This window comes from Streptomyces sp. NPDC037273 (genome assembly GCF_055603625.1).
Window position 1 is genome coordinate 39,691 of sequence record NZ_JBVJVO010000018.1, and the last position, 24,563, is coordinate 64,253.

Consider the following 24,563-nt stretch of genomic DNA (forward strand, 5'->3'; position numbering starts at 1 on the left):
GCCCTCATTCAAGAGGTCCGGCGGCGCCCGCACCATGCTCTCGCGTCGCACGGGCATACGCGGTCGTCCACCGCGCCTCAGTCGCGGCGACCGGTGGGCGGCCTGCGGCTGCCGGCGCGGTAGGGGGCGGGCCAGGGTGCGGCGGGTCCCTCGTAGCCCTGTTCGGCGGCGGCGTGCAGGGTCCAGTGCGGGTCGTAGAGGTGGGGGCGGGCGAGGGCGCAGAGGTCGGCTCGGCCCGCCAGGAGGAGTGAATTGACGTCGTCCCAGGAGGAGATGGCGCCGACCGCGATGACGGGGACGCCGGTCGCGGCGCGGATGCGGTCGGCGTACGGGGTCTGGTAGGAGCGGCCGTAGGCGGGTGCTTCGTCGGGGACGACCTGGCCGGTGGAGACGTCGATGGCGTCGGCGCCGTGGGCGGCGAAGGCGCGGGCGATGGCGACGGAGTCCGCGTCGGTGGTGCCGCCGTCCGCCCAGTCGGTGGCCGAGACGCGGACGGTCATCGGGCGGTCGTCGGGCCACATCTCCCTTACCGCGTCGAAGACTTCGAGCGGGAAGCGCAGCCGGGCTTCGAGGGTTCCGCCGTAGGCGTCGGTGCGGTGGTTGGTGAGCGGGGAGAGGAAGCCGGAGAGCAGGTAGCCGTGCGCGCAGTGGAGTTCGAGGAGGTCGAAGTCGCAGCGGGCGGCCCGGCGGGCGGCTGCGGCGAACTCCTCGCGGACGGCGGCGAGTCCGGCGCGGTCGAGGGCGCGCGGGGTGGGGTTGACGCCGGTCCGGTACGGGATCGGGGAGGCGGCGACGAGCGGCCAGTTGCCTTCGGGGAGCGGCTGGTCGATGCCCTCCCACATGCGGCGGGTCGAGCCCTTGCGGCCGGAGTGGCCGAGCTGGACGCCGAGCGCGGTGCCGGGCGCCTGGGCGTGGACGAAGCCGGTGATACGGGCCCAGGCGTCGGCCTGTTCGTCGGTCCAGAGGCCGGCGCAGCCGGGGGTGATGCGGCCTTCGGGGCTCACGCAGACCATCTCGGTCATGACGAGTCCGGCGCCGCCGAGGGCCCTCGCGCCCAGGTGGACGAGGTGGAAGTCGCCGGGGACGCCGTCCTCGGAGACGTACAGGTCCATGGGTGAGACGACGACGCGGTTGCGGAGGGTGAGTCCGCGCAGCCGGAAGGGGGTGAACATGGGCGGGGTGCCGGGCGGGCAGCCGAAGTCGCGTTCGACCGTGTCGGTGAAGGCCGGGTCGCGCAGCCGCAGGTTGGCGTGGGTGACGCGGCGGCTTCGGGTGAGGAGGTCGAAGGCGAAGCGGCGGGGCGGCCGGTCGACGTGCTCGGCGAGCTCCTCGAACCAGCGGAGGCTTGCGGCGGCCGCGCGCTGGGTGGACTCGACGACGGGCCGGCGCTCGGTCTCGTAGGCCGCCAACGCGTCGGCGAGAGTGGGGTGTTCGCCTTCCAGGGCGGCGGCGAGGGCGAGGGCGTCCTCGACGGCCAGTTTGGTGCCGGAGCCGATGGAGAAGTGCGCGGTGTGGGCGGCGTCGCCGATGAGGACGGTGTTGCCGTGCGACCAGCGTGCGTTGACGACGGTGCGGAAGGCGGTCCAGGCGGAGTTGTTGGAGCGGAGTTCCCGGCCGCCGAGCGCCTCGGCGAAGATCTTGGCGCAGCGGGCGGTGGATTCGGCCTCGTCGAGCTCGTGGAATCCGGCGGCCCGCCACACCTCTTCGCGCATCTCGACGATGACCGTCGAGCTGTCGTCGGAGAAGGGGTAGGCGTGGAGCTGCATCACGCCGTGCTCGGTCTCGGCGATCTCGAAGCGGAAGGCCTCGAAGGGGAAGTCGGCGGCGAGCCAGATGTAGCGGCAGCGGTGGGTGGTGATCGCCGGCCTGAAGTGGGCGGCGTGCGTCTCGCGGGTCCGGCTGTGGACGCCGTCGGCGGCGATGACCAGGTCGTGGGTGCTCGCGAGCTCGGCGGCGGGCGGGGCCTCGGTGTGGAAGCGGAGCCGTACGCCGAGCTCGGCGCAGCGGGCGTGCAGGAGTTCGAGGAGGCGGCGGCGGCCGAGGGCGGCGAAGCCGTGGCCGGTGGAGGTGGTGCGGTGGCCCCGGTGGACGACGTCGATGTCGTCCCAGCGGACCAGCTCGCGGCGCAGGGCCTCGTACACGGCGGGGTCGGCGTCCCTGATGCCGCCGAGGGTCTCGTCGGAGAGGACGACGCCGAAGCCGAAGGTGTCGGAGGGCGCGTTCCGCTCCCAGACCGTGACCTCGCGGCCGGGGTCGAGCCGTTTGAGGAGGGCGGCGGCGTACAGCCCGCCGGGCCCGCCGCCTATGACGGCGATCCGGTGCGGCCGGCCGGCGGGCCGGGGCCCGGCCATGGCTAGCGGCCCTGCCATTTCGGGGGCCGCTTGGCGGTGAAGGCGGCGTGGAACTCGGCGTAGTCCTCGCCGTGCATGAGGAGGGCCTGGGTGGCCGCGTCGAGTTCGACGGATGCGGCGAGGGGCATGTCGAGTTCGGCGGTGAGCAGGGCCTTGGTCTGGGCGAGGGCGAGCGCGGGGCCGTCGGCGAGACGGCGGGCGAGCTCGGCGGCGCGGGTGTCGGCGGCGCCCTCCTCGGTCAGTTCGCTGAGCAGTCCGATGCGCTCGGCCTCGGCGGCGTGGACGGGTTCGCCGAGCATGAGGAGCCGGGTGGCGTGGCCGAGGCCGACGACCCGGGGCAGCAGATAGGCCGCGCCCATGTCGCCGCCGGAGAGTCCGACGCGGGTGAAGAGGAACGCGAAGCGGGTGGTGGGGTCGGCGATGCGGAAGTCGGCGGCGAGGGCGAGGACCGCGCCGGCGCCGGCGGCGACGCCGTGCAGGGCGGCGACGACCGGGAAGGGGCATTCGCGCAGGGCCCGTACGACCTGGCCGGTCATCCGGTTGAAGTCGAGGAGCGCGGCGGTGTCGAGGGCGAGGGTGGCGCCGATGATCTCGTCGACGTCGCCGCCCGAGCAGAAGCCCCGCCCCTCGCCGCCGAGGACGAGGGCGCGGACGGTCCGCTCGCGGGAGAGCTCGGAGAGCAGGTCGCGCAGGTCGGCGTAGGCGCCGAAGGTGAGGGCGTTGAGTTTCGCCGGGCGGGCGAGGGTCACGGTGGCGACGCCCCGGTCGACCTCCAGGCGCAGGTGCTGCCAGTGGGACGTGCGGGGCGCGGAGCCGGTAAAGGGGCTCATACGGAACGGCCTCCTTCCTCCGTCCGGAGGGTATCACCCTACTGTGACTATCGTCACGAGTGCGCGATAAAGGAGGTGTGAGCCCGGCCCCGACAAGGTCCCCCCGCAGTCGTGACCGAAGTCCCTGGCGGCAAGGGAGGGGTGCCCTGGGAGGCCGATCTTGTGCCTCGTAAGGTTGAAACCAGGACGTCTCGGGACACCTCCACCCCACTCGCCCACCCCGCCTTCTCGGTGAAGGGAGCCTGCCCATGCCCGAAGCCACCGGACCCGCCGACCCCGCCACCCCCCTGCCCGCGCCCCCCGGAGCCGCGCCCGCGACCGCCGGAGCCGTACCCGCGCCCCTCGAAGCCGCGCACCCCGGAGCCGTACCCGCGCCCGCCTCCTCCTGGCGGATACGGCTGCCGCACACGACCGCCGCCGTGCCGATCGCCCGCGCCCTGATCCGTACCGCGCTCAATGACCTGGACCCGGACGCGGCCGATCTGCCGGACAGTGACACGGCCGAACTGCTGACGGCGGAGCTGGTGGCGAACGCCGTCGAGCACACCGCCGGGCAGGGGCCGATCGAGCTGGTCGTCGAGCTGCTCACGACGCCCGGCGGCTGTCAGATCGAGGTCCACGACTCCGAGCCCGCGCGGCCCGGCCGGCTCGTCTGCCCGGAGCCGGGCGAGGTCGACCCCTGGCAGGAGCACGGCCGGGGCCTCCTCCTGATCCGGGCGCTCAGCAGCGACTGCGGCCACCGCCCCACCGCGGAGGGCAAGGCGGTGTGGTTCACGCTCCCCGGGATACCGGCGCAGGGCCGGCATCGGGAGCCGTGACGAGCCGCGAGTGGCGGCGCCCGTAGAAGGCGTACACCAGCGCGCCGACGACCAGGAAGCCCGCGAACTGCAGCCACGTCCGCCAGCCCGTGCCCCAGATCAGGTACGCGCAGAAGCCGATGCCGAGCAGCGGGCTCAGCGGGAAGAGCGGCACCCGGAACGAGCGGGGCAGCTCGGGGTCGCGGCGGCGCAGCACCATCACCGCGAGGTTGACGACCGCCATGATGGCGAGCGTGCCGATGGTGGTCAGGTTGACGACCACGTCGAGCGAGGCGAAGGCGGCCGGCACGGCGAAGACGGCGGCGACGATCCAGGTGTTGGCCACCGGGGTCGCGGACTTCGGCGAGACCCGCTCGAAGACGCGGGGCACCAGGCCGTCCCGGGACATCGACAGCAGGATGCGGGTCTGCCCGTACATCACCGCGAGGACGACGGACGCGATGGCGACGACCGCGCCGAAGGCGATGATCCCGCCGCCCACCGAGGATCCGGTGACCTGGTCGACGACGAGCGAGAGCGCGGCCGGCTGGTCCGCGACCGCCTCGGCGCCGAGCGCACCGATCGCGGAGAGCGCGACGGCGCAGTAGAGCAGGGTGACGATCCCGATGCAGACGAGGATGGCGATCGGGATGTTCCGGCGCGGGTTCTTCACCTCTTCGCCGGCCGTGGTGATGGCGTCGAAGCCGATGTACGAGAAGAAGGCCACCGAGGCGCCCGCGGTGATGCCGCCGAGGCCGCTGTCGGCGAACGGCGAGAGGTGCCCGTCCTGGAAGGCGGAGAAGCCGATCGCGCAGAAGACGATCAGGATCCCGATCTTCAGGACGGCCATGGCGGCCGTGGCGCGGGCGCTCTCGCGGACCCCGCGCACCAGGAGGGTCGCGGCGAGCAGGATGACGACGACGGCGGGCAGGTTGACCACCCCGCCGTCGCCCGGTCCGGCCGAGAGCGCGGCGGGCAGCTGCCGGCCGGTGAGGCTGTCGAGGAGCTCGTTGAGGTACTGGCTCCAGCCGACCGCGACCGCCGAGACGGAGACGCCGTACTCCAGGAGCAGGCACCAGCCGACCAGGAAGGCCGTCCGCTCGCCGAGACTCGCGTACGCGAAGGAGTACGAGGAGCCCGAGACCGGGATGGCGCCGCCCAGCTCCGCGAAGGAGAAGGCGGTGAAGATGCAGGTGATCGCCGCGAGGACGAAGGAGATCACGACCGCGGGGCCGGCCTTCGCCACGCTGTCGGAGAGCCCGACGAAGATGCCGGTCCCGACGATCGCGCCGACGCCGAAGCAGACGAGCTGGAAGAGGCCCATGGTGCGCTTGAGTCCGTGGCCTTCGAGGTCGGCTCCGGACTCGGCGATGAGCTGCTGCGGCGGTTTGATCCGCGAGGTCATGCGGTGTTCTCGTCTCTGGTCGTGCATGCGTGAGGGGGGTCCGAGCATGTGCGCCCGGACCCCCCTGAATCGTGCGATCGTAAACCGCACAACGCATATTCACCCAATCGGGCGTAAAGCTATTCTCCCGCCGAGACCGCCGAGCCGGCCTGGCCCACCGTTCCCGCCGGTCCCGCCATCGTCGCGACGAGGACGGCCTTGATCGTGTGCATCCGGTTCTCGGCCTCGTCGAAGACGACCGAGTGCGCCGACTCGAAGACCTCGTCGGAGACCTCGAGCTCGGTCAGGCCGTGCCGGGCGTGGATGTCCCGGCCGACGGCCGTGCCCAGGTCGTGGAAGGCCGGCAGGCAGTGCAGGAACTTGACGTCCGGGTTCCCGGTGGCGCGCAGCACGTCCATGGTCACGGCGTACGGGGAGAGGGCGGCGATCCGCTCGTCCCAGACCTCCTTGGGCTCACCCATGGAGACCCAGACGTCGGTGGCGATGAAGTCCGCGCCGCGCACGCCCTCCGTCACGTCCTCGGTCAGGGTGATCGTGGCGCCACTGGCCTCGGCGAGCTCGCGGGCGGCGGTGACGATCTCCTCGGCCGGCCAGTAGGCCTTCGGGGCCACGATCCGTACGTCCATGCCGAGCAGGGCGCCGGTGACCAGGTAGGAATTGCCCATGTTGAAGCGGGCGTCGCCGAGGTAGGCGAAGGCGATCCCGTCCAGCGGCTTGTCCGTGTGCTCGGTCATGGTGAGCACGTCGGCGAGCATCTGGGTGGGGTGCCAGTCGTCGGTGAGCCCGTTGAAGACGGGGACGCCCGCGTAGGCCGCGAGCTCCTCGACCGCTGCCTGGCTGTCGCCCCGGTACTCGATGCCGTCGAACATCCGGCCGAGCACCCGGGCCGTGTCCCTGACCGACTCCTTGTGGCCGATCTGGGAGCCGGAGGGGTCCAGGTACGTGGTGGAGGCGCCCTGGTCGGCGGCGGCCACCTCGAAGGCGCAGCGGGTGCGGGTGGAGGTCTTCTCGAAGATCAGCGCGATGTTCCTGCCGCGCAGCCGCTGCACCTCGGTGCCGGCCTTCTTGGCGGCCTTGAGCTCGGCGGAGAGCGCGATCAGGGCGCGGAACTCCTCGGCGGTGAAGTCCAGCTCCTTAAGGAAGTGGCGGCCGATGAGGTCTGTGGCCATGGGACGCGCTCCTGGGGGTACGGGTCGGGGACGACGGGGGACGACGGTCGGAGACTTGGAAGTCTATACGACCTTAGGCATTTATATACAGGCCCCTCCCTTGGCCCCCCGCGGGCCCCCACGGCCCCCGCTCCGAACGCCTCAGGCCGCGTCCCTCTCCACCGGGCAGCTCATACAGCGCGGGCCGCCGCGCCCGCGGCCCAGCTCGCTGCCGGGGATCTCGATCACCTCGATGCCCTGCTTGCGCAGATGCGTGTTGGTCGTGACGTTCCGCTCGTACGCCACGACCACTCCCGGCTCGACCGCGAGCACGTTGCACCCGTCGTCCCACTGCTCGCGCTCCGCCGCGTGCACGTCCTGGGTCGCGGTGAGGACCCGGATGTCCTGGAGGCCCAGGGCCGCCGCGATGGCGCTGTGCATCTGCTCCGGCGGATGGTCCGTCACCCGCAGGGACTGCCCCGCGTCGCCGGGCTCGATCGTGTACGAGCGCAGCATGCCGAGCCCCGCGTACTGGGTGAACGTGTCCTGGTCGACCATCGTCATCACCGTGTCCAGATGCATGAACGCCCGCCGCTTCGGCATGTCGAGCGCGACGATCGTCCGTGCCGAACCGGCCGCGAACATGCCCCTGGCCAGCATCTCCACCGCCTGCGGCGTGGTCCGCTCGCTCATCCCGATGAGGACGGCACCGTTGCCGATGACGAGGACGTCGCCGCCCTCGATCGTCGACGGATAGTCGGACTGACCCTCCGACCAGTGGTGGAACGACCCCGCCTCCTCGCCCGTGAACAGCGGATGGTGCTTGTAGATCGCCTCGAAGTGCACCGTCTCGCGCTGCCGGGCCGGCCACCGCATCGCGTTGATGGACACGCCGTCGTAGATCCAGGCCGAGGTGTCCCGGGTGAAGAGGTGGTTCGGCAGCGGGCCGAGGACGAAGTCGTCCAGGTCGAGGGCATGGAAGCGGACCGAGGTCGGCTCCCGGTGCGCCGCCAGGAACTCCCGCTTCGTCATCCCCCCGACGAGGGCCTCGCCGAGCGCGACGGCGTCCAGCGAGTCGAAGGCCGCCCTCAGGTGATCGGCGGCCAGCGGCCCGTACTCCTTCTCGTCGAAGACCCGGTCGAGCACCAGCGCGCGGGCCTCCGGCACCTCCAGGGCCTCGCTCAGGAGCTCCCCGAAGAGGTGCACGACCACGCCCCGGTCGCGCAGCACGTCCGCGAAACCGTCGTGCTCCTGCCGCGCCCGCCGCACCCAGAGCACGTCGTCGAAGAGGAGGGCGTCCTTGTTCGACGGGGTCAGCCGCTTCAGTTCCAGATCGGGCCGGTGGAGGATGACGCGGCGCAGCCGCCCGGTCTCGGAGTCGACATGGAATCCCATGCGCCCATCCTGACGGAGCCGGGCGGTCACGGCCTGCCTTTCGGATCAGGCGGGCGTTGGGCCGTCCCCCCGCGACGGCCCAACGCCGGTCGGTGAACCCCCGGCGCGCCCGCCCCACGCATCGACCAGCGGCGGTGCGGTCCTGCGCGGTACGTGGAACCAGGCGGCCTCGTCGGCCGCGGACGCCCGGCCGGCCGGGCCGGTGCTGTCCGCCGGGCCGGTGCCGTCGGCGGGGCCGGTGCCGTCGGCCGGGCCGGTGACGTCGGCCGGGCCGGTGACGTCGGGTTCCTGGGCGCGGACGCGGACCCGCCGGTAGTGGTGCGGCTCGACGTAGCGGCCGCCGAAGGCGACGACGTTCTCGTACAGCCAGTCGGAGGCGACGACGAGGAGGTCGACGTCGGGGGCCTCGGCCATGAGCCGCGTGGCCTGCGGGTCGGCGCAGAGCCGGGTGGCGAGGTCCACCGCACGGCCGGCGAGCCGGTGCCGGTCCTGGACCACGGGCCCCGCGTTCATGCCGATCCGCAGCCGCAGGCGCCGGCTCCGGCCCGTGTTGAGCGCGCGCAGGCTCTCGTAGAGGGTGTCGATCCACCGCCCGACCATGAGGACCGGCGGCACGTCGGGGCGCGGGGCGGCGAGGACGCCGTCGTCCCGGTCCTCCTGGTGGAAGGTGCCGGGCTCGACGCCGACGGAGCTGTACGCCTCGTCGAAGGCGGCGTACAGCGCGGCGCGGTGCAGCCCCTTCTCCGCCGCGCTCATGGACCCGGCGCCCACGATGTCGCCGAAGACGACGAACCGGTGGACACCGCCCACGACCCCGCTCACCCCTCGCCCCACACGACCTCCCCAGACCCGGAGTTGACGCTCTGTCACGCCACGGGGTGAAGAACGCTAGAGGCTGCGGCGGAGACGCGGCAACGAGCACGAGGGGCGCAGGGGAGCGCCGTGACCGGCACCCCTGCGCCCCGTCCGGGGCCGACCGGGTCAGAGCCTCGGGTCGACCGGCTCCGATTCCAGGGCGAGGACCGCGAAGACGGCCTCGTGGACCCGCCAGAGCGGCTCGCCGTCGGCGAGGCGGTCGAGCGCCTCGAGACCGAGGGCGTACTCGCGCAGCGCCAGCGACCGCTTGTGGCCGAGGAACCGCTGCCGCAGCCGCTCCAGGTTCTCCGGCCGGGTGTACTCGGGGCCGTAGATGATCCGCAGGTACTCGCGGCCGCGGACCTTGACGCCGGGCTGGCCGAGCCGGCCCTTGGCGTCGCGGACGAGCGCCGCGAGCGGCTTCACGACCATGCCCTCGCCGCCGGCGGCGGTCATGTCCAGCCACCAGTCGGTGCCGGCCCTGACCGAGGCCTCGTCGCCGGTGTCGACGACGAGCCGGCGGGTCACCTGGAGCAGCCCGGTCGGATCGTGCTCGACGAGCCGGTCGAGCCAGGCCAGCTGCTCGTCGTGCGGCACGGCCGCGAGCGAGCGACCGCGCGCCGCGAGCAGCTGGAAGGGCGCGAACCGTACGCCTTCGAGCCCCTCGGTCGGCCAGCAGTACCTGCGGTACGCCTCCGTGAACGCCTCGGCGTCCACGACCCGTTCCCGCTGCCGGGCGAGCAGCCCGTCGAGCCCCTCGACGCCGCGCCCCACCGCCCGCTCCAGGGCTCCGACGGCCCCGGGGAGGACGGCGCCGGAGGCCGCGCCGACCGCCGCGTACTGCGCGCGCAGCAGGCCGGCCGACTTCAGCGACCACGGCATCAGTTCGCCGTCGAGCAGCAGCCAGTCCGTGTCGAGCTCCTCCCAGAGCCCGGCGGCGCCGATCGCGGTCCGCAGCCGGCCGAGCACCTCCTCGGTGACGCTCTCGTCGTCGAAGAAGGGCCGTCCGGTGCGGGTGTGCAGCGCGCCGGTGACCCCGGTGACGCCGAAGCGCTCGCCGGCCGTCTCCTCGTCGCGGCAGACCAGGGCCACGGCGCGGGAGCCCATGTGCTTCTCCTCGCACACGACCCGCTCGACGCCGTCCGCCCGGTACTGGGCGAAGGCCTCGGCCGGGTGCTCCAGGTATCCCTCGGTGCGCGAGGTGGCGGTGGGCGCCATCGTCGGCGGCAGGTAGGCGAGCAGCCGGGGGTCGACCGCGAAGCGGCTCATGACCTCCAGGGCCGCCGCCGCGTTCTCCTCCCGCACGGCGACGTTGCCGAGGTGGCGCGTCTCCACGATGCGGCGTCCGTGCACGTCGGCCAGGTCCAGGGGGCGTCCCTGGTGGCCGCCGGGCGCGTCGGTGGCGAGCGGCCGGGCCGGCTCGTACCAGACCCGCTCGGCCGGTACGTCGACGAGCTCGCGCTCCGGCCAGCGCAGCGCGGTCATCTTCCCGCCGAAGACGGCTCCGGTGTCGAGGCAGATGGTGTTGTTGACCCAGGAGGTGTTCGGCACGGGCGTGTGTCCGTACACGACGGCGGCGCGGCCCCGGTACTCCTCGGCCCACGGGTAGCGCACCGGCAGCCCGAACTCGTCGGTCTCGCCGGTGGTGTCGCCGTACAGCGCGTGCGAACGGACCCGGCCCGAGGTGCGGCCGTGGTACTTCTCCGGCAGGCCGGCGTGGCAGACGACGAGGTTCCCGCCGTCCAGGACGTAGTGGCTGACGAGTCCGTCGATGAACTCGGCGACCTCGGCCCGGAACTCCTCGCTCTCCCGCCCCAGCTGCTCGATCGTCTCGGCGAGGCCGTGCGTCTCCTGGACCTTCCGGCCCTTGAGCCAGCGGCCCAGCTTGTTCTCGTGGTTCCCGGGCACGCACAGGGCGTCCCCGGCGGCGACCATGCCCATGACCCGGCGCAGGACGCCCGGCGAGTCGGGTCCCCGGTCGACGAGGTCGCCGACGAAGACCGCCGTGCGTCCCTCGGGGTGCCGGCCGTCGGCGTAGCCGAGCTTCGCGAGCAGGGTGTCCAGCTCGGAGCGGCAGCCGTGGATGTCCCCGATGATGTCGAAGGGTCCGGTGAGGTGGCGCAGGTCGTTGAACCGGCGCTCCAGGACGACCTCGGCCGTCTCGACCTCCTCGACGGACCGCAGGACGTGCACCTTGCGGAAGCCCTCGCGCTCCAGACCGCGCAGCGAGCGGCGCAGTTCGCGGCGGTGCCGCTGGATGACGTGCGCGGGCATGTCGGCGCGGTCGGGCCGTGCGGCGTTCCGCTCCCGGCACACCTCCTCGGGCAGGTCGAGGACGATCGCGATCGGCAGCACGTCGTGGGACCTGGCCAGCTGGACCAGCTGACGCCGGGCCTCCTGCTGCACGTTGGTCGCGTCGACGACGGCGAGCCGCCCGGCGGCCAGCCGCTTGCCCACGATGTAGTGGAGGACGTCGAAGGCGTCCTTGCTCGCCGACTGGTCGTTCTCGTCGTCGGCGACGAGCCCCCGGCAGAAGTCAGAGGACACGACCTCGGTCGCCTTGAAGTGCCGCCGGGCGAAGGTGGACTTGCCGGACCCCGTCGCGCCGACCAGCACGACGAGGGACAGATCGGTGACGGGCAGCGCGCGCGTCATGCGGTGACCTCCTTCAAGGTCTCGTCGGCCGTGGTGTCGTGGGCCCGGGTGCGGCCGGGCGGGGTGCGGTCGGGCGCGGGTTCGTCGGTGCGGGTGAAGACGGCCATCTGGGTGGGCGGGCCGACCTCGGGGTCGTCGGGGCCGACGGGGGTGAAGGTCACCTCGTACCCGTACCGTCCGGCGACCGTGGCCGCCCAGGCGCGGAACTCCGCGCGGGTCCATTCGAAGCGGTGGTCGCCGTGCCGGACGTGCCCGGCCGGGAGGGATTCCCAGCGGACGTTGTACTCGACGTTCGGCGTGGTCACCAGGACCGTGCGCGGCCGTGCCGAGCCGAACACCGCGTACTCAAGGGCCGGCAGCCTCGGCAGATCGAGGTGCTCGATCACCTCGCTGAGCACGGCCGCGTCGTAGCCGGTCAGCCGCTTGTCGGTGTACGCGAGCGAGCCCTGGAGCAGCGTGACCCGGGCGGCCTGCCGCTCCCCCATCCGGTCGAGCCGCAGCCGGCGCGCGGCGACGGTCAGCGCCCGGACGGACACGTCGACACCGACGATCTCGGTGTAGCGGACGTCCTTGAGCAGGGCCTGCACCAACTGGCCCTGTCCGCAGCCGAGATCGAGCACGCGGGCCGCTCCGGCGGCGTCGAGCGCGGCGAGGATCGCCTCGCGGCGCCGCTCGGCGAGCGGCACGGGCCGCTCCTCCGTGTCGGTGGTCTCGTCGACGGCGTTGTCGACGTCCTCGACGTCGATGCCCTCGGCCTCGGCGAGCCGGACCAGTTCGAGCCGCTCCGTCGCCTCGCGGGCCAGGCCCCAGCGGCGGGAGAGGTAGCGGGCGGTGATCAGCCGGCGCTCGGGGTGTCCGGCCAGCCAGCCGTCACCGGCGCGCAGCAGCTTGTCGACCTCGTCGGGCGCGACCCAGTAGTGCTTGGCGTCGTCCAGGACGGGCAGCAGCACGTACAGGTGGTTGAGGGCGTCCGCGAGCCGCAGCTCGCCCTCCAGGACGAGCCGCACGTACCGGGAGTCGCCCCACTCGGGGAACTCCGTGTCCAGGGCGACCGGCTCGGCCTCCACCGTCGTCCAGCCCAGCGGCTCGAACAGCGCCCGGACGAGACCGGCACCGCCCCGCGCGGGGAGCGCGGGCACCTCGATGCGCAGCGGCAGCGGCTCGGCGGCCCGCTCGGGCATCGCCGTGCAGACGCCGTGCAGCGCCGTCTTGAAGACCTTGGCGAGCGCGACGGCCAGCAGGGAGGACGCCGCGTAGGGCCGGTCGTTCACGTACTGGGCGAGCGCGGCGTCCGGGGCGCCGCCCCGGCCCTTGCCCTTGCCGCGGCGCACCAGCGCCACGGGGTCCACCTCCAGGAGGAGTGCTGCCGTGCACCGCTCGGGGCTCGCCTCGGGGTAGAGGACGTGCGCGGTGCCGTGCGAGGTCGAGAACGCCTGCGCCCGCTCGGGATGCTTGTGCAGCAGAAAGCCGAGATCGGTCGCGGGTCGCTCCGGGTTGCCGGTCGTACTGATCGTCAGGAACACACTTCCGAGTATGTTCGCCCGCCCCCGCGCCGACCAGGCATTTTCCGCACCCCCCTTCAGCCCGTCCCGCCCCCGTCGTCCCCGGACAGGTGCGCCGCGAGCGCCGCGATCGTGGCCGGGCCGACCCGGCAGCAGCCGCCGAGCAGCCGGGCGCCGGCCTCGGCCCAGGGCCGTGCGGCGGCCGGGTCGAAGGCGAGGTCGCCGCGCCAGCCGCGCGCGTGGGCGTCCCAGAGCTCGCCGCTGTTCGGGTAGACCACGGCGGGCTTCCCGGTCACGGCCACGGCGAGCTCCACGGCGTCCGCCACATCGGCCGGGTCGCAGCAGTTGACCCCGACGGCGACGACCCGGTCGCTGCCCGCGGCGACCGCGAAGGCCTCCGCCAGGTCCTGCCCGGCCCGGGTCCGGCCGCGCTCGACCGTGTACGAGAGCCACACGGGCAGCCCGCTCCCCTCGGCCGCCCGGAGCAGCGCCTCGGCTTCGTCCGTGTCGGGGACGGTCTCCAAAGCGAGGACGTCCGGGCCGGCCGCGGCGAGCGCCTCGATCCGCGGCCGGTGGAAGGCCTCCAGCTCCCGCACGGACAGCCCGTACCGTCCCCGGTACTCGCTTCCGTCCGCGAGCATCGCGCCGTAGGGCCCGACGGACGCGGCGACCCAGACCTCGTCCCCGACCCGCTCCGCCGCCGCCCGGGCGAGCTCGACGCTGCGGGCCATCAGGCCGGCCGCCGCGCCGCGGTCCACGCCCCGACGGGCGAAGCCCTCGAAGGTGGCCTGGTAGCTGGAGGTGATGAGCACCCGGGCGCCCGCCCGTACGTAGGCCGCGTGGGCCGCCTCGATCTGCTCGGGCCCGTCGGCGAGGAGCCGCGCGGACCAGAGCGCGTCCGAGAGGTCGCAGCCCTGCGCCTCCAGTTGGTTGGAGAGGCCGCCGTCGAGGACGACCACTCCCGTGCCGAGTGCCTCGGCGAGCGTGCGGACCGGCTTCATGGGATCGCCCGCCTCCTCAGGCCAGCTGGGTCTGGACCTGCGCGGAGATCAGCTCCAGGTGGTCCAGGTCGTCCAGGTCGAGGACCTGGAGGTAGACCCGGGAGGAGCCGATCGCCGCGTACCGCCCGAGCTTGTCGACGACCTCGGCGGGCGAGCCCGCGAGGCCGTTCGCCCTGAGCTCGTCGACGTCCCGCCCGATGGCCGCGGCGCGCCGGGCCACCTCGGCATCGTCCTTGCCGACGCAGACGACCAGCGCGTTGGAGTACACCAGGTCGTCCGCCGCCCGCCCGGCCGCCTCCGCGGCGGCCCTGACCCGGCCGAACTGCAACTCGCTCTCCTCAAGCGAGGCGAACGGGATGTTGAACTCGTCCGCGTACCGCGCGGCGAGCCGCGGCGTGCGGCTGGCCCCGTGCCCGCCGATCAGCACCGGAATCCGGTGCTGCGCAGGCTTGGGCAGCGCCGGAGAGTCGACGAGCCGGTAGAACTCCCCCTCGTGGCTGAAGGTCTTCCCGACCTCGGTCGCCCACAGCCCGGTGACGATCGCCAGCTGCTCTTCGAGACGGCCGAACTTCTCCTTCGGGAACGGGATCCCGTACGCCGTGTGCTCCTCCTCGAACCAGCCCGCGCCGAGGCCCAGTTCGATCCTTCCGCCGGACATCCGGTCGACCTGGGCGACCTGGATGGCGAGGACGCCGGGGAGCCGGAAGGTGCCGGCCGTCATCAGGGTGCCGAGCCGGATCCGCTTCGTCTCCCGGGCCAGGCCGACCAGGGTGATCCAGGCGTCCGTAGGACCGGGCAGGCCGTCGCCCGACCCCATGCTGAGGTAGTGGTCGGAGCGGAAGAAGGCGTCGAAGCCGAGGTCCTCGGTGGCCCGGGCCACCCGGAGGAGCGTGTCGTAGTCGGCGCCCTGCTGGGGTTCCGTGAAGATGCGAAGATCCATACCTCCATCCTGCACCGTCCGGTGCGTGTCAACCTGTCCGTCAGCCCGCCGTACGCACCGGCACGGTCGGGTGAATATCCGGCCCCCAGGCGGGCGCCGTCGGCCCTGCCCAGTGACCGTGGCCGGGCGCTCGTCGTTGGCTCGGGCGGAGCCGGACCGCCCGGCCCTCGTGCCGGCGGCCGCTGCCGGTGCGTCGCTCTCTCTCGTGGCCCCGTCCTCGGCGGTGGGGTCCCGGTCGAGGAGGCCGCCATGTCCCAGGAAGCCGCGCCGGAGCGGGCCGTACCCGAGCAGCCGGTATCGCAGTCCGTGCCCGAGCAGCAGACCGCCGGCGCCCCGAAGGGCCTGCTCCAGCAGATGGAGGAGCTGATGGCGGCCCTCTCCGCCGATCTCTCCCAGCTGGACGCGGACCTCCAGTCCTCGGCCGACCGGCACGAAGCCGAGCCTGAGCTCTAGCCCTGGCTCTGGCCCTGGACCTGGACCTGGACCTGGCCCTGGCTGTGGCTCTGGCTCTGGCTTTGGCCCTGCCTCCAGCTCCAGCTCTGGGCCCCGCTCTTGCTGTAGCTGTAGCTCAGCTCTGACCGCCCGCCGCGCTCCCGGACGTGCGCCGGGTGCCGTTCATGTCGGGCCCCGCCCGGGGCCCGCGCGACCGCGGGCGGGGTCGGGCGGGCGGGCCCGCTCCCCGTCCCGTACGGCGAGGCGCCGGAGCATCCCGCGCACCCGGTCGCTCGACTCGTCGGCGGCGTCGATGGCCTCGATGCACTGCCAGTAGAGCCCCTCCTCGTCGGTGGCGCAGGCGACGCCGACGAGCGCGATGCCCACTTCGCCGAGCAGCGCCCCCAGCGCGGTCAACGCCCCGCGCGGATCGCCGACTTCGGTCAGCTGGGCCGCCCGCGGCCCGCCGGCGCCCCATACCGGGTACTCCCCGATCTCGCTCAGTCCCCGCGCGTCGCCGCGCAGTTCCTGTGGGCCGCAGAGCGCCAGATGACTCCCTATGGCCTGGGCGAGGGCCTGGGCCTGCCAGGCCTCCGCCACGATGTGCTGTGCCGTCCCGCTCTCCGCCAGCGCGCGCCGGCCGAGTGTGATCAGTCGCTCCGCGTCCATCAACGCAGCCCCCGTTCGTACGACTTACTGCCCACTCATTCCACTACCCAGAGTGAGGCCGCCTGAGCCCCCGCACCAGAGGAATTCGGAAATCTGTGGACAGGAAGCTCGACGGGGAAAACTCGATCACTCCGAAGAGTGACGATCCGTGTCCGTATCACCCTCCGTATCCCCGTCCTTGGCGCCGCCGCGGCGCCGGATCGGGAAGCGCACCTCGTTGCGGTCGATCTTGGCGGCGAGGGCGGCGAGGGGGTCGACGCCGAGCACCTCGCAGAACTGGAGGAGGTAGGCGAGCACGTCCGCGACCTCGTCGGCGACGCGGTGCGCGGAATCGGGCTCGTCCATCACCCGCTCGGCCTGCTCGGGCGTCAACCACTGGAAGATCTCCAGGAGTTCGGCCGCCTCCACGCTGAGGGCGGCCGCCAGGTTCTTGGGCGTGTGGTACGGCTGCCAGTCGCGGGCGGCCGCGAATGCGGCGAGCCGGTGCTGGAGTGCCGCCACGTCAGGATCGTTCGTCATCCGGTCAGGTCTACCACTGTCACCCCGGGCGTCCGCCGGGCCTCCCCCGCGGCCCGCTCCCCGACCGAGCCGGCGACGCGGATGTGTCCGTCGGCGGCGATGCCGACGGCGAGCCGGAGCAGCTCGTCCAGCTGGCGGGCGTCGAGGCCGCGGTCGATGCCGTCGGCGAGCAGGGTGAGGCTCTGCATGGCCTCCGGTACCTCGGCGAGCCGGTCCATGGCGAGCACTCCCGGCCCGGTGAGCAGGGTGAGGGCGAGGGCCAGATAGCGCAGTTCGCCCTCGCCGAGCCGGCCGAGCGGGGTCGGGGGCCGGCCGCCGCGTTCGAGGAACGCCCGTACCGTGCCCTCCGGGAGCTCCTGGACGCCGAGGCCGGTGACGGGCCCCGAGCAGCCCGCTCCCGCGACGGCGGCGAGGCGGAGGTGGCGGCGCGGGCAGTCGGTGTGGGTGCGGTGCAGGACCTCGGCGAGGTTGCCGCAGCCGCGCCGGAGCCGGCCCTCGCCCGGGGGCACGGGTGCCCGCATCCGCTCGGGCCGTGGGTCGCAGGCGAAGGCGGACCTCAGACCGATGACGACCTGCTCGGCGGCGGCCAGGACGTCCAGCTGCCCGGCGGTCTTGCCCGCCACGCGCAGCGGCAGCAGGGCCGTGCCGAGGAGGTCGTCGGGCAGCGGGGCGCGGGTGACGGGGGTGGCGCCCGCCGTGTGCCATTCGGCGTGGACGGTGCTGCGGCCCGGGTCGCGCAGGGCGGTGGCGAGGAGGGTGCGGCCCTGGCCGGTGAGGCGTTCGCCGACGATCCGCAGCCGGGGTTCGGCCTGGACGGCGAGGTCCAGGTGGACGGGCCCGGCCGGTCCGTCGACCGTGCACCCGATCCGGAAGCCCCTCCTGCCCTGGGCGTCGGGCCTGGCCCGCTCGGGCACGCAGTCGGCGGCGTCCGGGAACACCTCGTCGAGGGTGTCGCCCGCCCCGAGCCTGGCCAGTGCCTCGTACGCCCGCAGGAGGGTGGACTTCCCACTGCCGCTGGGCCCCGCGAAGAGGGTGACGGGACCGAGCGCGTGGACGGCCCGGCGGTGACCCGCGAACGCCGAGAGCCTCAGCTCGGTGACGGCGGGCCGGGCGGCGGGCCGCCCGGCCCCGTCCCCTCCCCCGGCCCCGGCCCCGGCCTGGCCCCGGGCCCCGGCCGCCCCGCCCGACGGCCCCCTCGCCTCGGGGACCGAGACACGCGGTCCCGCGGTACGGCCTCCCGAGGCCCGGGGCCCGGGAGCACGGCCCCCGGCAGCCCGCTGCTCAGGGGCGCGAGCCCCAGCAGGCCGCGGCTCAGGAGCGCGAGCCCCAGTAGCCCGCGGCTCAGGAGCGCGAGCCCCGGCAGCGCGCGGCTCGGCAGCACTGCCCCCAGCCGCACGCGGCTCGGCAGCGCGCCCCCCAGCGGCCCGCTGCTCGGGAGCGGGGCTCCCGGGAGCGCGTGGGTCAGGGGTGTGCGCCCCCGGAGTGCGGGTGGGGGGAGGGGGGTCGGTGGGGGTGACGGCGGAGGGGTGGGCGTGTGACGTGGGGGCGAAGGTGGGGCCGTCGGTGAGGTCCATGCCCGGACCGTACGCAGGACGTCGCCTGACGAACCGTTACGGCGAGATGACCTTCCTACGATCGGGGGACGCCGGCGGTGCGGCCGCCCACCATGTCGCCCGCGCCTTCGTCCTCGTCGTCGCCTTCCGCGCCCTCGACCTCCGTGCCTGCCGGGGCGAGAAGGAAAACGTTCCGGTCGACGCGGTGCATGCCGCTGCCGAGGCCGAAGACGACACCGCTGCTGAAGTCGAGGATGCGCTTCGCGACCTCGGTGTCGGCGCTCGTGAGATCGAGGAGCACCGGGATCTGGGCGATGAGGTACTCGGCGACCTCGCGGGCGTCGGCGAAGACCTGCACCCGGAGCACCACCATGCGGCGCTGCTCGGCGGACTCGTACTGCTCGGGGATCGTGTGGTGATCGACCCTGGACGGCCATTCGTCACGTCCGCGCAGGGGCACGACCTGCGCCAGGCCCTCCCACTGCTCGTCGGTGACGTCGTACCTCTCGTACCTACTCATGGCCCCATCCTCCCGCCCCTCACCCGTTCGGCCCAACAACGACACGAGGTCGTGACCGGGCCGTGGCCTGCGTGGACCGGAAGTCACCCGGTCGGCCCACGCCGTACGGGGGCGGAACGGGAGCGCCCCGGGGGGGCGGCCCGGGGCCTCGACGGCCGGATCCGGCGGTCAGGCGAAGCTCTTGGCCAGTCGGTGGAGGCCGTCCCTGATCTCGTCCGCCGAGTGGGTCGTGAACGTCAGCCGCAGCGCGCCCGGGTCGGGTTCGCCGCTGAAGAAGGGGGCGCCCGGCACGTACGCCACCTCGTGGCCGATCGCGGTCTTCAGGAGGGCGGTGGCGTCGTACCCCTCGGGCAGGTTCACCCAGACGAACATGCCGCCTTCGGGACGGTTCCAGCGGGCGCCCTCGGGCAGCGCGGCGGGGAGGCCTTCGAGCATGGCGTCGCGGCGCTCGCGGTAGGCGGCGCGCATGACGTCGACGTGCGCGTCGAGGTCGCTGTCGCGGAGGTAGCGGGCGACGGCGGCCTGGTCGACGGTCGAGGTGTGGAGGTCGGCGGCCTGCTTGGCGATGACGCAGGCGCGGCGCAGTCCGGCGGGGGCGCGGAGGAAGCCGAGCCGGAGGCCGGGGGCCATGACCTTGGAGAAGGAGCCGAGGAGGACGGTGCGGTCGGCGGCGGCGGGGACGGCGGCGATGCCGGGGACGCGTTCGCCGTCGTAGCGCAGTTCGCCGTACGGGTCGTCCTCGACGATCCAGAAGCCGTGCCGTGCCGCCGCCTCGGCGACGGCGGTGCGTCGCTCGGCGGGCAGGGTGCGGCCGGTGGGGTTCTGGAAGTTGGGGACGAGGTAGAGGAGCGTGGGCTTCTCGCGGGCCGCGATCTCGTCGAGCGCGGCGGGCAGGACGCCCTGGTCGTCGGTGGGTACGGGGACGACCCGGGCGCCGGCGAAGGCGAAGGTCTGCAGGGCCGCGAGGTAGCAGGGGTCCTCGACGAGCACGACGGCGCCGGGTTCGACGAGCGCCGTGGTGAGGAGCGTGAGGGCCTGCTGCGAGCCGGTGGTGACGATCAGGTCGTCGGCGTCCGTGGCCAGTTCGCGGGCGGTGAGCCGGGCGGCGACGGCGGTGCGCAGTTCGGGGTCGCCCTCGGTCGTCGAGTACTGGAGGGCGTACTCCGGGTTCTCCGTCAGGACCCTGTCGTACGCCGCCCTGATCCCCTCGACGTCGAAGAGTTCGGGGGCGGGCAGGCCGCCGGCGAAGGAGATGACCTCGGGCCGCGCGGTGAGCGCCAGGATCTCGCGTACCGGCGAGGACGCGACCCCGGCCAGTCGGCCCGCGACCGCGGGAGGGGGCACGGCGGCACCGGTGGCGTCCGCGGGTATCGGGGCAGCGGAATACATGGCCACAGCATATAGATGCGGGCTCCGCTGTCCAGATGTCTCGATTCGGCTTGTACGAAGCCGAGTTGGCGTCGAGTCGGCGCCGAGGTGACGCCGGGCCGGTCGTCAGGTTCAGGCCAATCCCGGTGCCTTCGGCGCGCTAGCCGGCCGCCCTCCGCCCGGCCGCGTCGTCGCGGGCGGCACCGGGCTTTTCGTCGTGGGCGGCACCTGCCTGTTCGTCGTGGGCGGCACCTGCCTGTTCGTCGTGGGCGGCACCTGCCTGTTCGTCGCGGGCGTCGGCCCACTGCGAGCGGACGTGGCCGAGGTGGCGGTGCATGCAGGCTTCGGTGCCGGGGACGTCGCCGGCGATCATCAGGTCGAGGAGTTCGAGGTGTTCCTCGGCGGAGGAGACGAGCCGGCCCGCCTCGTCCAGACTCGTCAGACCGTAGAGGCGGGAGCGTTTGCGCAGGTCGCCCACGGTCTCCACGAGGCGCTCGTTGCCGGAGAGGGCGAGCAGGGCGAGGTGGAAGCGGCGGTCCGCTTCCAGGTAGCCGATGAGGTCGTGCTGCCGGGCGCGGGAGACGATCTCCTCGGCGATCGGCCGCAGCGCCTCCAGCTGGTCGCGGTCGGCGGTCCGCGCGATGCGGCCGACCGTGGGGACCTCGATGAGGGTGCGCAGTTCGGTGTACTGGTCGAGGTCCCGCTCGCTGACCTCGGTGATGCGGAAGCCCTTGTTGCGCACGGGCTCGACCAGGCCCTCCCGGGCGAGGTCGAGCATCGCCTCGCGGACCGGGGTCGCGGAGACGCCGAGGTCGGCCGCGAGCCCGGGGGCCGAATAGACCTGGCCGGGGCGCAGTTCGCCGGCGATCAGGGCGGCGCGGAGGGCGTGCCCGACCTGGTCGCGGAGCCGTTCCTGCGCCCTGACGAGACCGTACTGTTTCAGGTCACCCATCGTGCGTCCTCCGAGAAGTCACGGAGGAGCATCGTACAATGTCACGTTTCCCCGGCCTCGGTCAGAGCAGGAACCCCGCCGGGAAGGGGTCCTCCGGATCCAGGAAGTACTGTGCGGTGCCGGTGATCCAGGCGCGGCCGGTGACGGTGGGGATGACGGCGGGCAGGCCGCCGACTTCGGTCTCGGCGGTGAGGCGGCCGGTGAACTCGGTGCCGATGAAGGACTCGTTGACGAAGTCGCGTTCCAGTGGGAGGTGTCCTCGGGCGTGGAGCTGGGCCATGCGGGCGGAGGTGCCGGTGCCGCAGGGCGAGCGGTCGAACCAGCCGGGGTGGATGGCCATCGCGTGGCGCGAGCGGGTCGCGTCGGAGCCGGGGGCGGCCAGGTAGACGTGTTTGAGGCCGGCGATCTCGGGGTGGGTGGGGTGGACGGGCCGGTCCGGTGAGGCGTTGACCGCGTCCATGACGGCCAGGCCCGCGGCGAGCAGGTCGTCCTTGCGGGCCCGGTCGAAGGGCAGGCCCAGGGCGTCGAGGTCGACGAAGGCGTAGAAGTTGCCGCCGTAGGCCAGGTCGTAGGTGACCGTGCCGTAGCCGGGGACCTCGGCCTTCAGGTCCAGGCCGACGCTGAAGGCGGGCACGTTGGTGAAGGTGACCGCCTTCGCCGCCCCGTCCTCGACGCGTACGTCGACGCTGACCAGGCCGGCCGGGGTGTCGAGGCGGACGGTGGTGACGGGCTCGACGACCGGGACCATGCCCGTCTCCACCAGTACCGTCGCCACCCCGATGGTGCCGTGGCCGCACATCGGAAGGAGTCCCGAGACCTCGATGTACAGCACGCCGTAGTCGGCGTCGGGGCGGGTGGGCGGCTGCAGGATCGCCCCGCTCATCGCCGCGTGCCCCCGCGGCTCGTACATCAGCAGGGTCCGCAGGTGGTCCATGTGCTCGATGAAGTGCACCCGGCGTTCGGCCATGGTGGCCCCGGGGATCACCCCGACACCCCCGGTGATCACACGGGTGGGCATGCCCTCGGTGTGCGAGTCGACGGCGTGGAAGACATGACGCGTACGCACGGGAATCCTCTCGGTGGACAGGGAGAGTGGAGGCTGGACGGTGGGACGGTGGAGGCGGGACGGCGGGACGACGGGACGACGGGACGACGGGACGGTGGACGCTGGACAGGCGTTACGCGTGACCCTCGGCGAGCGCCTTCTCCGTGGCGGCGCGGACGACGGCCTCCTGTGCGGGCGTGAGCGGGTGGCGGGGCGGGCGGGTGGCGCCGCCGGGGCGTCCCGCGAGGTCCATGGAGAGCTTGATGGCCTGGACGAACTCGGTCTTGGAGTCCCAGCGCAGCAGCGGGTGCAGGGACCTGTAGAGGGGAAGCGCGGTGGCGAGGTCTCCGGCGACGGCGGCCCGGTAGAGGGCGGCGCAGCTGCGCGGGAGGGCGTTGGGGTAGCCGGCGATCCAGCCGACGGCCCCGGCGAGGGCGAGTTCCAGGAGGACGTCGTCGGCGCCGATCAGGAGGTCGAGCCCGGGGGCGAGTTCGGCGATCTCGTACGCCCTGCGGACGTCGCCGCTGAACTCCTTGACGGCGACGATGCTGCCGTCGGCGTACAGGTTCGCGAGCAGCGCAGGGGTCAGGTCGACCTTGGTGTCGATCGGGTTGTTGTAGGCGACGACGGGCAGGCCGGCCTTGGCGACCTCGGCGTAGTGGGCGCGTACGGCGGGTTCGTCGGCGCGGTAGGCGTTGGGCGGCAGGAGGAGGACCGATCCGGCACCCGCCTCGGCGGCCTGCTCGGCCCAGCGCCGCGACTCGGCACTGCCGTACGCGGCGACGCCCGGCATGACCCGCGCCCCGTCACCGGCCGCCGCGACGGCGGTACGGACGACCTGGGCGCGCTCCGCGTCGGTGAGGGTCTGGTACTCGCCGAGGGAACCGTTCGGCACGACACCGTCACAGCCGTTCGCGATCAGCCAGGACACGTGCTCGGCGTAGGCGTCGTGGTCGACGGAGCCGTCGCCGCGCAGCGGGAGAGCGGTGGCGATCATGATCCCGTGCCAGGGGTGGGCGCGGGGCACGGGGGCTTGCTCGTGGGCCATGAATGATCTCCCTTGTATGGTGTGTGACATTTTATTGATGAATGCGATGGCCACAAGGCTTCCGGACGCACTCCCTTCTGACGCGCAGTCAGCCGCGGAGTCGGTCGCGACGGCGGCACCCCGCCGGATCCGCCCCCGCGACCGACCCGCATCATCGAACACATGCTCGTCACGTCCGTATCCGTACTCGCCCTGGCCGTGGTGCTGATCTGCGCCGTCGTCCGCCCCTTCCGCCTGCCCGAGGCCGCGTTCGCGGTGCCCGCCGCCGGGGCGGTCCTGGCCGTGGGCGCGGTGACGCCCGCGGCCGTACGCGAGGAGGCGGAGCGGCTGGGATCCGTCATCGGATTCCTGGCGGCGGTGCTCGTCCTCGCCAAGCTCTGCGACGACGAGGGACTCTTCCGCGCCTGCGGCGACTGGATGGCCCGCCGGTCGGGCGGCCGTCCACGGCGGCTGCTCGGGGCCGTGTTCGCGCTCGCCTCGCTGATCACCGCCGTGCTGAGCCTGGACGCGACGGTGGTGCTCCTGACGCCGGTGGTCTTCGCCACGACCGCCCGCATGGGCGCCCGCCCCGGGCCCCACGTCTACGCGACCGCCCACCTGTCGAACACGGCCTCCCTGCTGCTGCCCGTGTCGAACCTGACCAACCTGCTCGCCTTCACGGCCGCCGGCGTCGGCTTCACCCGGTTCGCGCTCCTCATGCTGCTCCCCTGGCTCGCCGCCATCGCCGTCGAGTACGCGGTCTTCCGGCGCTTCTTCGCCCGTGACCTCGCCGCCCCCGCCGAGCCCGCCGACGCGCCGGAACCCACGCCGTTCCCGCTCTTCGCGCTCTGCACCGTGGCCGCCACGCTCGCCGGATTCGGCGTCGCCTCGGCCACCGGGCTCGACCCGGCGTGGGCGGCTGCTGCGGGCGCGGCCACCCTCGCCGTACACGCCCTCGCCCATCGCCGTACGACTCCGCGCGCCCTCGTCCGGTCGGCCGCCGTGCCGTTCCTCGCGTTCGTCCTCGCGCTCGGCGTCGTCGTCCGGGCGGTCGTCGACAACGGCCTCGGGTCCGTCCTCGCCCACGTCCTCCCGGACGGCACCTCCCTGCCGGCGCTGCTCGGCACCGCCGCGCTCGCCGCCCTCCTCGCCAACCTCATCAACAACCTCCCCGCCACCCTGGCCCTGGTCCCGCTGGCCGCCGCCTCCGGCCCCGGCTCGGTGCTCGCGGTCCTGCTCGGCGTCAACATCGGCCCCAACCTCACCTACGCCGGCTCCCTCGCCACCCTCCTCTGGCGCCGCGTCGCCCAGGACCACGGACACCCGGTGGCCCTCGGCGAGTTCACCCGGCTCGGGCTGCTGACCGTCCCCGCCACCCTGGTCGCCTCGACGGTGGCGCTGTGGGCGTCGCTGCTGCTGACGGGGATGTGACGGAGCGCCTTTCCCTCCGTCTCCCTCCGTCTCCCTCCGTCTCCCTCCGTCTCCCTCCGCCCCCTTCCGTCTCCCTCCGTCTCCCTCCGTCTCCCTCCGTCTCCCTCCGTCGGGAACCTCACGCCTCTTCGCCACGTTCTACACGTTCGTAGAAGTAATCGAAGAGAC

At 73.4% G+C, this 24,563-nt stretch carries 21 protein-coding genes; 3 read left to right on the plus strand and 18 right to left on the minus strand.

The annotated features are described in order from the left end of the window. Positions 1-77: 77 nt before the first annotated feature. Together ACZ7G1_RS33675 and ACZ7G1_RS33680 are read right to left on the minus strand one after the other, a co-directional pair. Positions 78-2,351, minus strand: a complete 2,274-nt coding sequence (locus tag ACZ7G1_RS33675) for a bifunctional salicylyl-CoA 5-hydroxylase/oxidoreductase (protein ID WP_470878494.1) — start codon at positions 2,349-2,351, stop codon at positions 78-80. Between the two features lie 2 nt (positions 2,352-2,353). Next, positions 2,354-3,181 carry an enoyl-CoA hydratase family protein gene (locus ACZ7G1_RS33680; RefSeq protein WP_470878492.1) on the minus strand — a complete coding sequence of 276 codons (828 nt, stop codon included), beginning with the start codon at positions 3,179-3,181 and terminating at the stop codon, positions 2,354-2,356. 248 nt (positions 3,182-3,429) lie between these two features. On the opposite strand from ACZ7G1_RS33680, the gene ACZ7G1_RS33685 reads away from it, so the two are divergent. Then, entirely contained in the window at positions 3,430-3,999 is a 570-nt protein-coding gene (locus tag ACZ7G1_RS33685) for an ATP-binding protein (protein WP_470878490.1), read from the plus strand. Here ACZ7G1_RS33685 and ACZ7G1_RS33690 read toward each other — a convergent pair. From ACZ7G1_RS33690 to ACZ7G1_RS33725, 8 genes are all read right to left on the minus strand, one after another. Continuing rightward, positions 3,953-5,383: an amino acid permease gene (locus ACZ7G1_RS33690; RefSeq protein WP_470878488.1), complete on the minus strand. Its 1,431-nt coding sequence runs from the start codon at positions 5,381-5,383 to the stop codon at positions 3,953-3,955. The two genes, ACZ7G1_RS33685 and ACZ7G1_RS33690, sit on opposite strands and share 47 nt — an antisense overlap. Before the next feature lie 119 nt (positions 5,384-5,502). Next, the gene (argF, locus tag ACZ7G1_RS33695) at positions 5,503-6,552 is read right to left on the minus strand and encodes an ornithine carbamoyltransferase (protein ID WP_470878486.1); all 1,050 of its coding nucleotides are present in this window, start codon (positions 6,550-6,552) and stop codon (positions 5,503-5,505) included. Positions 6,553-6,693: 141 nt separating this feature from the next. After that, on the minus strand, positions 6,694-7,926 hold the full coding sequence (locus ACZ7G1_RS33700; protein WP_470878484.1) for an arginine deiminase: 1,233 nt from the start codon (positions 7,924-7,926) through the stop codon (positions 6,694-6,696). Between the two features lie 45 nt (positions 7,927-7,971). Next, positions 7,972-8,748 (minus strand): nucleotidyl cyclase domain-containing protein, encoded by a 777-nt coding sequence (locus tag ACZ7G1_RS33705; RefSeq protein ID WP_470878482.1) that lies wholly within the window; start codon positions 8,746-8,748, stop codon positions 7,972-7,974. Between the two features lie 159 nt (positions 8,749-8,907). Beyond that, positions 8,908-11,436: a polynucleotide kinase-phosphatase gene (locus tag ACZ7G1_RS33710; protein ID WP_470878480.1), complete on the minus strand. Its 2,529-nt coding sequence runs from the start codon at positions 11,434-11,436 to the stop codon at positions 8,908-8,910. Next, positions 11,433-12,959, minus strand: coding sequence for a 3' terminal RNA ribose 2'-O-methyltransferase Hen1 (locus ACZ7G1_RS33715; RefSeq protein WP_470878478.1), 1,527 nt, complete (start codon positions 12,957-12,959; stop codon positions 11,433-11,435). The genes ACZ7G1_RS33710 and ACZ7G1_RS33715 overlap by 4 nt, the downstream gene beginning before the upstream one ends. A gap of 56 nt (positions 12,960-13,015) precedes the next feature. Beyond that, positions 13,016-13,939, minus strand: coding sequence for a homocysteine S-methyltransferase (mmuM, locus tag ACZ7G1_RS33720; protein ID WP_470878476.1), 924 nt, complete (start codon positions 13,937-13,939; stop codon positions 13,016-13,018). A gap of 16 nt (positions 13,940-13,955) precedes the next feature. Further along, complete coding sequence (locus ACZ7G1_RS33725; RefSeq protein WP_470878474.1) at positions 13,956-14,879, minus strand: LLM class F420-dependent oxidoreductase; 924 nt, start codon at positions 14,877-14,879, stop codon at positions 13,956-13,958. A 249-nt stretch (positions 14,880-15,128) separates the two neighbouring features. Between ACZ7G1_RS33725 and ACZ7G1_RS33730 the strand changes: the two genes are divergently transcribed. Further along, positions 15,129-15,332, plus strand: a complete 204-nt coding sequence (locus ACZ7G1_RS33730) for a hypothetical protein (protein ID WP_470878472.1) — start codon at positions 15,129-15,131, stop codon at positions 15,330-15,332. Between the two features lie 162 nt (positions 15,333-15,494). Here the strand turns inward: ACZ7G1_RS33730 and ACZ7G1_RS33735 are convergent, their stop codons facing one another. The 8 genes from ACZ7G1_RS33735 to ACZ7G1_RS33770 all read right to left on the minus strand — a co-directional run bounded on the left by ACZ7G1_RS33735 (position 15,495) and on the right by ACZ7G1_RS33770 (position 22,985). Further along, positions 15,495-15,980 carry a DUF6099 family protein gene (locus ACZ7G1_RS33735; protein WP_470878470.1) on the minus strand — a complete coding sequence of 162 codons (486 nt, stop codon included), beginning with the start codon at positions 15,978-15,980 and terminating at the stop codon, positions 15,495-15,497. A 126-nt stretch (positions 15,981-16,106) separates the two neighbouring features. Then, the gene (locus tag ACZ7G1_RS33740; protein ID WP_470878468.1) at positions 16,107-16,499 is read right to left on the minus strand and encodes a nucleotide pyrophosphohydrolase; all 393 of its coding nucleotides are present in this window, start codon (positions 16,497-16,499) and stop codon (positions 16,107-16,109) included. Beyond that, positions 16,496-17,590, minus strand: a complete 1,095-nt coding sequence (locus tag ACZ7G1_RS33745) for an AAA family ATPase (RefSeq protein WP_470878695.1) — start codon at positions 17,588-17,590, stop codon at positions 16,496-16,498. Before ACZ7G1_RS33745 ends, ACZ7G1_RS33740 begins: the two co-directional genes overlap by 4 nt. A gap of 538 nt (positions 17,591-18,128) precedes the next feature. Beyond that, a complete protein-coding gene (locus ACZ7G1_RS33750; protein ID WP_470878466.1) occupies positions 18,129-18,572 on the minus strand; it encodes a cell division protein SepF in 444 nt (147 codons plus the stop codon). A gap of 168 nt (positions 18,573-18,740) precedes the next feature. Further along, positions 18,741-19,961 carry an aminotransferase-like domain-containing protein gene (locus tag ACZ7G1_RS33755; protein WP_470878464.1) on the minus strand — a complete coding sequence of 407 codons (1,221 nt, stop codon included), beginning with the start codon at positions 19,959-19,961 and terminating at the stop codon, positions 18,741-18,743. Positions 19,962-20,100: 139 nt separating this feature from the next. After that, positions 20,101-20,892, minus strand: coding sequence for a GntR family transcriptional regulator (locus ACZ7G1_RS33760; protein ID WP_470878462.1), 792 nt, complete (start codon positions 20,890-20,892; stop codon positions 20,101-20,103). A 61-nt stretch (positions 20,893-20,953) separates the two neighbouring features. After that, on the minus strand, positions 20,954-21,958 hold the full coding sequence (locus tag ACZ7G1_RS33765; RefSeq protein WP_471204345.1) for a proline racemase family protein: 1,005 nt from the start codon (positions 21,956-21,958) through the stop codon (positions 20,954-20,956). A gap of 112 nt (positions 21,959-22,070) precedes the next feature. Continuing rightward, positions 22,071-22,985, minus strand: a complete 915-nt coding sequence (locus tag ACZ7G1_RS33770; RefSeq protein ID WP_470881067.1) for a dihydrodipicolinate synthase family protein — start codon at positions 22,983-22,985, stop codon at positions 22,071-22,073. 162 nt (positions 22,986-23,147) lie between these two features. On the opposite strand from ACZ7G1_RS33770, the gene ACZ7G1_RS33775 reads away from it, so the two are divergent. After that, entirely contained in the window at positions 23,148-24,395 is a 1,248-nt protein-coding gene (locus ACZ7G1_RS33775) for an SLC13 family permease (RefSeq protein WP_470881068.1), read from the plus strand. Positions 24,396-24,563 lie beyond the last annotated feature (168 nt).